This window comes from Vagococcus sp. JNUCC 83, assembly GCF_053667615.1.
In genome coordinates, this window is the sequence record NZ_CM132204.1 from 759,905 (window position 1) to 772,866 (window position 12,962).

The following is a 12,962-nucleotide window of genomic DNA, read 5'->3' on the forward strand; positions in this document are numbered from 1 at the left end:
TGAAAACTAGTCTTTTTTCAGGAATATCATAAAAGAAAGTGATGAATACTATAGCATTCTTTTATCATTTTATATATGATTAGTATGAGAGAAAGGGTGAATCTAGTGGAAAAAAAGATAGTTGAAACAATTTGGCATTGGCTGAAGATGTTTGTTCTTTGTACAATCATTATATTTATTGTAAGAGCATTTATCTTTGTTCCATTAGAAGTCACAGGCAACTCGATGTCTCCTACTTTAAAAGAACATGATTTTGTTGTGGTAGAAAATTTTTCAACGGTAAAACGCTTTGATATTATTGTGTTTCATGCACCAGATGGAAATACGTATGTTAAACGAGTTATTGGACTTCCTGGTGATCGTATTGAGTATAAAAATGACACACTATATGTTAATGAAAAAAAAGTAGAAGAAACTTTTTTAAAAGATATAAAAAAGAAAAAAAATGAGTATGTATTAACGTCAGATTTTGATACAAAAGAGTTACTGGGTGTTAAAACTATACCAAAAGATCAGTATTTTGTGATGGGAGATAATAGGCGAGTAAGTAAAGACAGTCGTTCTTTTGGCACCATTTCATCCTATTCGATTATAGGAAAAGCTCGTCTTGTTTATTATCCGATAAAAGATATGAAGATTATTAAAGATTAAAGGAGTATTATGATGACAATTCAATGGTTTCCAGGTCATATGGCAAAAGCAAGACGTGAGGTTGCAGAAAAATTAAAATTAGTAGATATTGTGTTGGAAATAGTTGATGCTAGATTACCAATTTCAAGTCGTAATCCGATGTTGGATTCACTTATTCAACAAAAGCCAAGATTAATGTTGTTAAATAAATCTGACTTAGCAGACGTGAAAGAAACGCAAAAATGGCATGAGTATTTTGCAGCCCAAGGCATTTCTTGTTTAGCGATTAATGCAAATGAAGGAAAAGGCATAAATAAAATTACACCTAAAGTAAAAGAAATTTTAGCGGAAAAAATCGAGAGACAACGTGCTCGAGGCATGAAACCTAGACCTGTTAGAGCGATGTGCATAGGTATCCCTAATGTTGGTAAATCAACGTTACTTAATCGGTTAGCTAATAAAAATATGGCTAAGACGGGTAATATGCCTGGTGTAACAAAAGGACAACAATGGTTAAAGACAGGAAAAGATTTCGAATTATTAGATACGCCAGGAATTTTATGGCCGAAGTTTGAAGACAAAGAAATTGGTAAAAAACTAGCGTTAACTGGTGCTATTAAAGATACACTTCTTCATATGGATGACCTTGCTTTATATGGCTTAGAGTTTTTTAAACAATACTATCCTGAGCAACTTGCAGAACGCTATAAATTGACTGAAGAAGATATGACGCTTAATAATGTTGATATGCTTTTATTAATCACTAAAAAAAGAGGATTTCAAGATGACTATGAGCGAGGAAGTGTCATGATTGTTCAAGAGATTCGTGATGGTAGATTAGGCAAATACACACTAGATAGAGTTGAGGACAGTCTATGAGTGAGACAATACAATCAATAAAAGAAAAATTTTCTGTTGTAACAAAGACTGACGACTGTTTATTTCAAGAGTATGCCTCTGATGAGCGTAAAGGTGTCCAAAAGATTATTGAACAAACGCATAATCGATTGGCTAAAGAAAAAATGTTACAAGAACACTTTCAAGAGATGACACGGTACGAAAAAAGTGCAAAACAACAGGGATATAAAGTGATTGCCGGGATAGATGAAGTCGGTCGAGGTCCGTTAGCAGGCCCAGTTGTTGCAGCAGCAGTCATCTTACCTGATGACTTTGATGGCGTTGGGATTAATGACTCGAAACAATTATCCTTAAAGAAAAGAGAAAGCTTTTTTGATAAAATAATGGCCGAAGCTTTATCAGTTGGCATTGGATTTGTTGACCAAGAGATGATTGATCAAGTAAATATTTATGAAGCAACCAAATTAGCTATGATAGAAGCAGTAAATAAGTTGTCTATCTCAGCAGATTATCTATTGATAGATGCCATGCGATTACCTATAGATATTCCTCAAGAAAGTATCATAAAAGGCGATGCTAATAGTATTTCAATTGCTAGTGCTAGTATTATCGCTAAAGTGACTAGAGATAGATTGATGGTTGAGTATGATAAAGAGTTTCCAGGGTATGGGTTTGCAAAAAATGCTGGATATGGCACTAAAGAACATTTAAAACAATTAGATAAAGAAGGCATCACACCTATTCATCGAAAATCTTTTGAACCGATTAAGAGTATGATAAATTAATATAATTAACTCCCTTTTGCGAATGTTTTAATAAACATGGTAAAGGGGATTTTTTATGAATAAGTTAATAATTTTTAGATTGAAGCATGTGAGAGGAATTGGCAATATTGGTCGGTTAAAATTGTTAGACTATATGTCTAATAATGAAGAAACCTATTGTATGCAAACGATGATAAAAATAGCACAAGTAAAACCACAGTATCAAGAGATATTTTTAGAAAGTTTTTCAGAAAGTCAAAATATTACACAACAAGACTTAGACTTATTTTTAGAACAATATGGCATGATCACGTATTTGGATGATGATTATCCAACGTCCTTATCTGAAATATATAATCCACCTATAGCTTTGTTTTACAAAGGAAGAAAAGAGTTGTTACAAACAAAAATGATTTCAATTATTGGTTCAAGAGAGCAAACGCATTTTGGCAAAAACATCATAGAAACAATCGTTCCAGATATTGTCGATAATAATCTAACAGTAGTTAGTGGTTTAGCTAAAGGAAATGACACATGTGCTCAGAAATTAGCGATTAGGCGGCAAGGACAAACGATTGGTGTATTAGGATTTGGTTTAGATAGAGTATACCCAAAAGAAAATAAACGGTTGCAAGAATACATGTATGACAAACAACTTGTCGTGACAGAATATCTACCCAATGAATCACCTCTAGCATTTCACTTTCCAGAAAGAAATCGAATTATCGCTGGTCTGTCTTTGGCAACGCTAGTGATTGAAGCTAAGAAAAAAAGCGGGACATTTATCACCGCAAGCCTTGCACTTGAAGAGGGTAGAAGTGTTTTAGCCATTCCGAATAACCCATTGATAAGTGAGTCTGAAGGCTGTTTAAGTCTTATTCAAGAAGGGGCAAAATGTGTTATTAGTGTAGAAGATATTTTAGAAGAACTATAGAAATCCTTGACAAATCCAAAATCAATAGATAATATGATAAACGATTGCCGAAGTGGTATATATAAAAGCATAAAATGTAAAAAGAGAGAGGGAGAGGGGCATGAGTTACAAATATTTAGTGATTGTGGAATCCCCTGCTAAAGCTAAAACGATAGAAAAGTATCTTGGAAGAAATTACAAGGTCGTAGCAAGCGTTGGACATATTAGAGATTTACCTAAAAGTAAGATGGGTATTGATATTGAAAATAATTTTGAACCTCACTATATAAATATCCGAGGAAAAGGTCCTGTTATAAAGGATTTAAAGAAACATGCAAAAAAGGCGGAAAAAGTTTATCTCGCAGCCGATCCGGACCGCGAGGGGGAAGCGATTGCATGGCATTTAGCTCATATTTTAGATCTTGATTTAGATGATAAAAATCGTGTGGTATTTAATGAAATCACAAAAGAGGCTGTTAAACAAGCCTTTAAAGAGCCGAGAAAAATTAATATAGATTTGGTTGATGCGCAACAAGCTCGACGTATTTTAGACCGTTTAGTTGGTTATTCAATTAGCCCTTTATTATGGAAGAAAGTTAAAAAAGGACTGAGTGCTGGTCGTGTACAATCGGTCGCATTAAAAATGATTATTGACCGCGAAGAAGAAATCAGAAATTTTAAACCTGAAGAGTACTGGAGTATACCTGGAACATTTTTAAAAAACAAAGCGAAATTCTCTGCTAATTTTTATGGTGTAGATGGAAAAAAAGTGAAATTATCTACTGAAAAAGATGTTAAAGCAGTGACAGAAAAGTTAACTGGTAGAGATTATGATGTGGTAAAAGTAACTAAAAAGGAACGTAAAAGAAATCCGGCGAATCCATTTACCACAAGTAGCCTACAACAAGAAGCAGCTCGCAAACTAAATTTTAGAACCAGAAAAACGATGATGGTGGCTCAACAGCTTTATGAAGGAATAAAGTTAGGTAAAGGACAAGGGACGGTTGGTTTGATTACTTATATGAGAACTGACTCAACAAGACTGTCAGATACGGCTAAAAGTGAAGCGTATGATTTTATTGTAGATACATATGGCCAAGAGTTTTTTGATTCTAAGAAAAAACCAGCTAAAAAAGCAGAAGGCGCACAAGATGCCCATGAGGCAATACGTCCATCAAGTGTGATGCGTACGCCAAATTCTATTAAGGAGTATTTGGATAAAGATCAGTTTAAGTTGTACTCACTCATCTGGTCTCGTATGGTAGCAAGTCTTATGTCACCCGCCGTAATGGATACAATGCGTGTCGACTTAACGCAAAACGGTGTTTTATTTGTTGCAAATGGATCTAAAGTGAAATTCCCTGGATTTATGAAAGTTTATGTTGAAGGAAAAGATGAAGGCAAAGAAGAAAAAGATAATATCTTACCTGATTTAGAAGTGGGCGATGTGGTTAAATCAGTTGATATTGAGCCAAAACAACACTTTACGCAACCTCCAGCGAGATACAGTGAAGCAACTTTAGTTAAAACGTTGGAAGAACAAGGTGTTGGTCGGCCATCAACTTATGCCCCAACTCTTGAAACGATTCAGCGTCGTTATTATGTTAAATTAAATGCTAGACGTTTTGAGCCTACTGAATTAGGTGAGATTGTGAATACGATTATGTGTGAATATTTCCCACAAATTGTTGACACAACATTTACAGCTGAAATGGAAAAAGAATTGGATGCTATTGCTGAACATAAAGACCAATGGGTTGATGTCATCAGTCGTTTCTATCATCCATTTGAAAAAGAATTGGCTACAGCAGAAGAAAAAATGGAAAAAATCCAAATTAAAGATGAGCCGGCCGGGTTTGACTGTGAAGAATGTGGCTCTCCAATGGTGATTAAACTTGGAAAATATGGGAAATTCTATGCATGTAGTAATTTTCCTGATTGTCGAAATACCAAAGCCATTGTGAAAAAAATCGGCGTAACGTGTCCAACGTGTAAAAAAGGCGATGTTATCGAGAAGAAAACGAAAAAGAATCGTATTTTTTACGGATGCGACCGATACCCTGAATGCGAATTTACATCATGGGATAGACCAATTGGACGTGATTGTCCTAAATGTCATCACTATCTTGTGCAGAAAAAAGTTCGTGGTGGTATGCAAATTATTTGTAGTCATTGCGATTATCAAGAGGATGTCCAAAAATAATGTTAGGCATCTTTTTCTAAATTGTGTATAATGCTTAAGAGGACAAGAGAACTCACTCTTGTCCTTTACTTAATTACTGAGAAAGAGGTAACTAAATGACAGAAAATAGAGTAACCGTTATTGGGGCAGGACTTGCTGGAAGTGAAGCGGCATGGCAAGCAGCATGCTCAGGCGCCCAAGTTGATTTATATGAAATGAGAAAAATAAAAAAAACACCTGCACATCATACTGACCAATTTGCTGAATTAGTTTGTACTAACTCATTAAGAGCAAATGGTGTTACAAATGCTGCTGGGTTGTTAAAAGAAGAGATGCGACAATTTGGTTCAGTTATTATCGCAGCAGCAGATAAAACACAAGTTCCAGCTGGTGGGGCATTGGCAGTAGATAGAGAAAGTTTTTCTGAAGAAGTAACAAAGCAAGTGTCTAACCACCCAAATATTACTGTACATCATGAAGAAATCACAGAAATTCCATCTGAAGGTATTACAGTGATTGCGACTGGTCCTTTAACAAGTGAGCCTTTAGCAGAAAGCATTAAAGAATTTACTGAGTCAGAAGGATTATATTTTTATGACGCAGCAGCACCAATCATAGAAAAATCGTCTATTGATATGGATAAAGTGTATTTAAAATCTCGCTATGATAAAGGTGAAGCAGCTTACCTTAATTGTCCTATGACAAAAGATGAGTTCTATGCGTTTAGAGAAGCGCTTGTTAACGCTGAAGTAGCACCTTTAAAATCATTCGAAAAAGAAAAATTCTTTGAAGGATGTATGCCGATTGAAGTTATGGCAAATCGTGGTGAAAAAACAATGACATTTGGTCCGTTGAAACCAGTTGGATTAGAAGATCCAAAAACAGGTAAACGTCCTTATGCGGTTGTTCAACTTCGTCAAGACAATGCAGCAGCATCACTTTATAACATTGTTGGATTCCAAACACATTTGAAATGGGGCGAACAAAAACGTATCATTCAAATGATTCCTGGATTAGAAAATGCTGAAATCGTGCGATATGGCGTGATGCATCGAAATACGTTTATGAATTCGCCAGAATTACTTGATCCAACGTACCAATCACGTAAAAAGCCAACGTTATTCTTTGCTGGTCAAATGACGGGAGTGGAAGGTTATGTTGAAAGTGCGGCAAGTGGTATTTTAGCAGGACGAAATGCGGCAAGACTTGCCCAAGGTAAAGAGCCAATTGTGTTACCACAAGAAACAGCGATTGGTGGTATGGCTCATTATATTACGCACACATCAGGTAAACATTTCCAACCAATGAATGTCAATTTTGGACTATTTCCAGAGTTACCTGAAAGAATTCGTGATAAAAAAGAGCGTTACACACAAATTGCTAACCGTGCGCTTGAAGCAACAAAAGAATCGCTAACATTATTTGAAAAATAGTATGTCATCTGACATGCTATTTTTTTATGGTTTGTTTAAAAATGTGTATAATTTTTTTAAAACATATAAATATATTGGTAAAAAAATTTTTTGTATGTTACATTAATTTTATAATTTGTAATGAAAGGGGTTGATTTCGATTGATCACTTAGCGTTATTTATAAGATATTTAATGGATGAGCGACATTATTCATTACAAACAAAACAAGCTTATGAGGATGATGTTACACATTTTTTAGAATTTTTGGAAGAAACAGGAAATTCTGACTATTTAACGATTACTTTTCAAGATGCTAGAATTTATTTAGCTTATCTTCATGATAAAGAGTATAGTCGAAACACAATTAGTCGGAAAATTTCGAGTCTTCGGTCATTTTATCAATTTTTAATAAAAAATGAATGGATTCAAGATAATCCTTTTAGTTATATACAAATGAAGAAAAAAAAGCAAAAGTTACCAAGCTTTTTATATGAAAAAGAATTGATGATATTATTTGAATCAGCATCTGGTGAGAAACCACTGGATAGTCGCAATCGAGCGATTTTAGAGTTACTTTATGCGACAGGGATTCGTGTGTCGGAATGTGTCGCAATTGAGTTATCTGATATAGATATGGATCATTCGATTGTGTTAATCAATGGGAAAGGTGGCAAGCAACGCTATGTGCCATTTGGGTCGTTTTGTCATGATGCATTGGTAGAATATCTATCCACGACACGAAAAGAGTTGATGGAAAAATACAATGAAACCCATCAACGATTATTTATTAATCATAGAGGACAGCCACTTACTGCAAAAGGTGTGCAATATATATTGGATACATTAATTAAAAAAAGTAGTTTGACAACGAATATTCATCCACATATTTTTAGACATACTTTTGCTACACATCTATTGGACAATGGAGCAGATATGAGAACAGTCCAAGAATTATTAGGGCACTCAAGTTTGTCCTCTACACAAATATATACGCACGTTACAACAAGTGCGTTACAAAAAAATTATCGGAATTTTCATCCGAGAGCTTAACTTAGAATAGGAGAATGATTTATGGGATATACAACATTTCACTCAACAACGATATGTGCCGTAGAAAAAGACGGCAAATTTGCAATGGCTGGTGATGGTCAAGTAACCATGGGAGAGTCAGTTGTAATGAAAGGAACTGCCAAAAAAGTTAGACGTATATACAATGACGAGGTTGTTGTAGGATTTGCGGGAAGCGTAGCAGATGCGTTTAATCTTGAAGGGAAATTTGAAGAAAAATTAAATCAATATAAAGGTAACTTAATGCGTGCTGCAGTAGAACTTGCAATGCAGTGGCGTAGTGATCGTGCCATGCAAAAATTAGAAGCAATGCTTATTGTGATGAATGACAAAGAGATGCTAGTTGTTTCTGGTACAGGTGAAGTCATTGCACCAGATGATGGCATATTAGCAATTGGTTCCGGTGGAAATTACGCCTTAGCTGCTGCAAGAGCACTTAAACGAGATGGTCGAGAAGATTTAACGGCTGGCAAAATCGCTAAAGCTGCCTTAAATGTTGCAGGTGACATTTGTGTTTACACAAACCATAACATTATAGTAGAAGAATTATAGGAGATGACTTTAATGAGTACAGTAACAAAAACACCAAGACAAATAGTAGAAGAATTAGATCAATATATTATTGGACAAAATAAAGCAAAGAAATCTGTCGCAGTGGCCTTACGTAATCGTTATCGTCGTATGCAACTAGATGAAGTAATGCAACAAGATATTACCCCTAAAAACTTATTAATGATAGGACCAACTGGTGTTGGGAAAACAGAAATTGCTAGACGACTGGCAAAAATTGTCAATGCACCATTTGTTAAAGTTGAAGCAACAAAATTCACTGAGGTGGGTTATGTTGGTCGCGACGTAGAATCAATGGTTCGTGATTTAGTTGAAGCAAGTATCACGATTGTGAAAAAAGACCAGTACAGTCAAGTTTATTCAAAAGCAAAAAAAGCAGCTGAGAATAGATTGGTTAAATTATTAGTACCAGGTATTAAAAAAGAAAAACGCCAATCAACCAATCAATTTGATATGATGATGCAAATGATGAACGGCTTCCAACAAAATAATGACGAAGAAAAAGAAGAAGTGACCGATTCTATCCGAGTAAGTCGTGAAACAGTTCAATCTCAACTTGAAAAAGGTCAACTTGAAGACAGAGAAATTACGATTGAAGTCGAAGAGAAAAAGCAAACGCCAACGATGAATAATGGGTTGGAACAAATGGGGATTGATTTAGGAGATGCTCTAAATTCATTAACTCCTAAGAAAAAAGTTAAACGAACAGTCACTGTAAAAGAAGCACGTGAAATCTTAATTAATGAAGAATCAGAAAAATTAGTCAATAGTGCAGATATTCATAGTGAAGCGATTAAATTAGCTCAAAACAATGGGATTATTTTTATTGATGAGTTTGACAAAATTACGTCTAAATCTGAAAGCAATGGCCAAGTATCTCGTGAAGGCGTTCAGCGTGATATTTTACCAATCGTTGAAGGATCAATTGTCAATACTAAATATGGAACGATTGCGACTGATCACATTTTATTCATTGCATCAGGAGCGTTTCATTTAAGTAAACCAAGTGATTTAATACCTGAGTTGCAAGGTCGATTTCCGATTCGCGTTGAGCTAGATGACTTAACAGCAGAAGACTTTGTTCGTATTTTAACTGAACCAAATAATGCGTTAATCAAACAATATATTGCATTACTAAAAACAGAAAATATTGATGTGACATTTACAAAAGAAGCAATCGAGCGTTTATCAAATATTGCTTACAATGTCAATAGTGAAACAGACAACATCGGAGCAAGACGTTTACATACGATTCTGGAAAAATTATTGGAAGATTTATTATTTGAATCGCCTGATATGTCAATGGGAGAAATAACTATTACAGAACAATATGTGAATGAAAAATTAGGTAAGATATCTGAAGATGAGGATTTGAGTCGTTACATCTTATAAGAATCGTTTAGGAGTGGTGGTATGAATGATTTATTGCAAAAAACACGGATGATAAATGAATTGCTACAAAAAGAAAATACCATTCAAGAAGAAAAAGAATTGCCTTATTTACAAATGGCGCAAGTATTATCTGATGTTATGGATTGTAATACTTATATTTTGTCTAAAGAAGGCGAATTGTTAGGGTATTCGGCGGTACATGATTTTAACAATGAACGCATTAAAAAGATGATTACCAATCATCAATTTCCTCATTCTTACACAACATTGTTAAAAGATATTCAGCAAACAGTTGAAAATATACCAATTGAAGAAGAATTGACTGTATTTCCATTCGAATTAAAGGCAGAGTTAACCAACTCTTATACGACTTTAATCCCTATATTTGGAGCGGGTACAAGATTAGGTACTATACTGTTAGGCCGAATTAATAAAAAATTCAATACGGAAGATTTTATTTTAGGAGAGTATAGTGCCACAGTAGTTGGGATGCAAATGCTTTATCAAAAATCTGGTGACATCGAAAAGCAAGTACGAGAAACAAGTATGGTACAAATGGCTCTTAAATCATTGTCATTTAGTGAGTTAAAAGCCATTAAAGCTATTTTCGAAGAACTCGATGCTAAAGAGGGTATATTAACCACGTCAAGTATTGCTGATAGAATCGGTATTACACGCTCAGTTATCGTTAATGCTCTCAGAAAATTAGAATCAGGAGGTGTGATTGAGACACGTTCACTTGGTATGAAAGGGACATTTATAAAAATAACGAATGAGCAATTAATTAGTTTATTAGATAAAGAAACTGTTGTATAGGAGTCTTGTCATGACAATATATTTAGAATCAGATACAGCCAAAGTGAAAATCGAAGAGTTTGGTGCTGAATTATCAAGTTTTATTTCAAAAGAAACAGGTGTTGAATATATTTGGCAAGCTGATCCAAATTTTTGGGCACGGCATGCGCCTATATTATTTCCGATAGTCGGTAGACTAAAGAAAAATGAGTATGAATACGATGGTAAAACATATCACATGAATCAACATGGATTTGCAAGAGATATGATGTTTAATGTGGTTGAAAAGACGGATTCAACGGCTATATTTGAGCTAAAACATAATGATGATACACTAAAAATATATCCCTTTAAATTTCGATTATTGATAGCTTATAGGTTAGTTGGTAATGAACTAACCGTAAGTTATGAGGTGTCAACACTCTCTGATGTGATGTATTTTTCTATTGGTGGACACCCTGCCTTTAATGTGCCATTAGTAGAAGGTACAACGATGGAAGATTATTATTTGCATTTTTCACCCTTGAAATCAAGAATCAAGATTCCTTTAAAAGGTGCTTATATTGATAGTGAAGGAAAAACGTTGGCTCAAACAAATACATCTATTCAATTAAATCATGGATTGTTTAAAGAAGATGCACAAATTTTGGAAACAAAAGGAAAAAATGCTTTTTCTATTCTCTCTGAAAAACATTCTCATGGTATTACATTAAGTTATGAAGAATTTCCATTTGTTGGTTTTTGGACACCGAATACAGTGGAAGCGCCATTTATCTGTATAGAACCTTGGTGTGGAATTGCAGATGATGTGTCAAGTTCTGGTAAATTAGAAGATAAAATAGGCATCAATAAATTATCAAAAGATGAGACATTTAACAGAAGTTATACTATGACAATCATGTAAAAAGAATGTTTCTACAATTATAAATAAAAAATCCCACGAAATCAGTATAATTAAACATTGACTTCGTGTGATTTTTTGTTAATTAAGCCATTTTTTATTAGCCTTTTTTATCCAAAGTAACTGGTATCTTCAATATTTAATTCACTTAGAATGATTGAAGCCGTTTCTTCAATTGATAATTGAGCCACATTGATAACTAAACATCCTAATTTTTTATATAAATCATTGGCAAAATCGAGTTCGCGTTTTATTTTATCGATGTCAGAATATGCAGTATCTGGGTTTAGACCATACGATTTCATTCGTTCACGACGAATACGATTTAATACTTTAGGATTATTTGTCAGACCAACAATTTTTTTCGGGTCAACATCCCATAATTGAGGCGGTATGTGAGCTTCAGGTATTAGAGGTAAATTAGCGACTTTTAAATTTTTATTGGCTAAAAATAAACTGAGTGGTGTTTTTGATGTACGAGAAACACCTAATAACAAAATATCAGCTTCTAAAAATCCTTTAGGATTTTTTCCATCGTCGTATTTTACTGCAAACTCCATGGCACTAATTCTTTCAAAATAGTTTTTGCTTAAAAAGTGCATAGCACCGGGCAAACGACTTGGTTCTAATCCAGTTCGTCTTGATAGTTCCCCTACTAGCCCTGAAAGAACATCAATAGTAAAAAGATGATGTTCTTTGCCATAATTATTGGCAATGTTAACTAAGTCTTTAGAAACGAGTGTGTGTAATACGATAGCATCAACTGCTTTTGCTTCTTCAAGAGCGTTGATTAGTTCATCTTCTCGATAAATAAACGCACGTTTAACGATTTGAATTTTTATCTTAGCATCTTCATATTGAGCCATAGAAGCCTGAGCTAATTTTGAAGCCGTTTCTCCTGCCGAATCAGAAATAATAAATATACTGATACGTTGATCGGTCATAAGCACGTCACATCCTTAATGTTTTTACTTTATATAAATTATAGCATATAATATATCCTAAACGGTGATTATTACAAAGTGAGGGGAAAGATTTGCAAAAAGAATTAGAACAAGCCATAACAATAATGAAAGACAATGGATTAAAGTATACTCAAAAACGTTCGGATATCCTTTCTTTTCTCATCGATGAAAATCGTTATGTTGCAGCTCTTGATGTGTTTAATTTTATGAATAGTAAATATCAAGGGGTTAGTTATGATACGATCTATCGAAATTTACGTGACTTTGCTGAATTAAATATTTTAGAAGAAACAGAACTACAGGGTGAAAAAAGATATCGATTTCATTGCGATGTTCACGGTGAACATCACCATCATCACTTTATATGTACATCTTGTGGAGCTACTCGTGAAATACATATGTGTCCAATGGATATGTTTCAAGAACAACTTCCGGGCTGTTTAATTGAAGGTCATAAGTTTGAAATTTTAGGTAAATGCGAGAATTGTTTAAAAAATTAACAATAGGTAGT

The 12,962-nt window shown here is 34.3% G+C and carries 13 protein-coding genes; 12 read left to right on the top strand and 1 reads right to left on the bottom strand.

The features are described 5' to 3' along the window. Positions 1-84 precede the first annotated feature (84 nt). The 11 genes from lepB (at position 85) to JNUCC83_RS03620 (ending at position 11,489) form a co-directional block, all read left to right on the top strand. A complete protein-coding gene (gene lepB, locus JNUCC83_RS03570; RefSeq protein ID WP_454460856.1) occupies positions 85-651 on the top strand; it encodes a signal peptidase I in 567 nt (188 codons plus the stop codon). A 12-nt stretch (positions 652-663) separates the two neighbouring features. Then, positions 664-1,509 (top strand): ribosome biogenesis GTPase YlqF, encoded by an 846-nt coding sequence (ylqF, locus tag JNUCC83_RS03575; RefSeq protein ID WP_454460857.1) that lies wholly within the window; start codon positions 664-666, stop codon positions 1,507-1,509. Further along, a complete protein-coding gene (rnhB, locus tag JNUCC83_RS03580; RefSeq protein ID WP_454460858.1) occupies positions 1,506-2,273 on the top strand; it encodes a ribonuclease HII in 768 nt (255 codons plus the stop codon). Before ylqF ends, rnhB begins: the two co-directional genes overlap by 4 nt. A gap of 55 nt (positions 2,274-2,328) precedes the next feature. Beyond that, complete coding sequence (dprA, locus tag JNUCC83_RS03585; RefSeq protein WP_454460859.1) at positions 2,329-3,186, top strand: DNA-processing protein DprA; 858 nt, start codon at positions 2,329-2,331, stop codon at positions 3,184-3,186. Positions 3,187-3,286: 100 nt separating this feature from the next. Then, positions 3,287-5,368 carry a type I DNA topoisomerase gene (gene topA, locus JNUCC83_RS03590; RefSeq protein WP_454460860.1) on the top strand — a complete coding sequence of 694 codons (2,082 nt, stop codon included), beginning with the start codon at positions 3,287-3,289 and terminating at the stop codon, positions 5,366-5,368. 95 nt (positions 5,369-5,463) lie between these two features. Further along, entirely contained in the window at positions 5,464-6,780 is a 1,317-nt protein-coding gene (gene trmFO / locus JNUCC83_RS03595; protein WP_454460861.1) for a methylenetetrahydrofolate--tRNA-(uracil(54)-C(5))-methyltransferase (FADH(2)-oxidizing) TrmFO, read from the top strand. A gap of 130 nt (positions 6,781-6,910) precedes the next feature. Beyond that, positions 6,911-7,810 (top strand): tyrosine recombinase XerC, encoded by a 900-nt coding sequence (xerC, locus tag JNUCC83_RS03600; protein WP_454460862.1) that lies wholly within the window; start codon positions 6,911-6,913, stop codon positions 7,808-7,810. A 21-nt stretch (positions 7,811-7,831) separates the two neighbouring features. After that, positions 7,832-8,380, top strand: coding sequence for an ATP-dependent protease subunit HslV (hslV, locus tag JNUCC83_RS03605; protein ID WP_454460863.1), 549 nt, complete (start codon positions 7,832-7,834; stop codon positions 8,378-8,380). Between the two features lie 12 nt (positions 8,381-8,392). Then, positions 8,393-9,790 carry an ATP-dependent protease ATPase subunit HslU gene (gene hslU / locus JNUCC83_RS03610; protein ID WP_454460864.1) on the top strand — a complete coding sequence of 466 codons (1,398 nt, stop codon included), beginning with the start codon at positions 8,393-8,395 and terminating at the stop codon, positions 9,788-9,790. 21 nt (positions 9,791-9,811) lie between these two features. After that, positions 9,812-10,606 (top strand): GTP-sensing pleiotropic transcriptional regulator CodY, encoded by a 795-nt coding sequence (gene codY, locus JNUCC83_RS03615; RefSeq protein WP_454460865.1) that lies wholly within the window; start codon positions 9,812-9,814, stop codon positions 10,604-10,606. Positions 10,607-10,616: 10 nt separating this feature from the next. Then, on the top strand, positions 10,617-11,489 hold the full coding sequence (locus JNUCC83_RS03620; protein ID WP_454460866.1) for an aldose 1-epimerase family protein: 873 nt from the start codon (positions 10,617-10,619) through the stop codon (positions 11,487-11,489). Between the two features lie 107 nt (positions 11,490-11,596). On the opposite strand, the gene JNUCC83_RS03625 is transcribed toward JNUCC83_RS03620, so the two are convergent. Next, the gene (locus tag JNUCC83_RS03625; RefSeq protein ID WP_454460867.1) at positions 11,597-12,430 is read right to left on the bottom strand and encodes a pyruvate, water dikinase regulatory protein; all 834 of its coding nucleotides are present in this window, start codon (positions 12,428-12,430) and stop codon (positions 11,597-11,599) included. Between the two features lie 125 nt (positions 12,431-12,555). Here JNUCC83_RS03625 and JNUCC83_RS03630 point away from each other — a divergent pair, with 125 nt between their 5' ends. Continuing rightward, the gene (locus JNUCC83_RS03630; protein ID WP_454461321.1) at positions 12,556-12,951 is read left to right on the top strand and encodes a Fur family transcriptional regulator; all 396 of its coding nucleotides are present in this window, start codon (positions 12,556-12,558) and stop codon (positions 12,949-12,951) included. Positions 12,952-12,962: the final 11 nt, after the last annotated feature.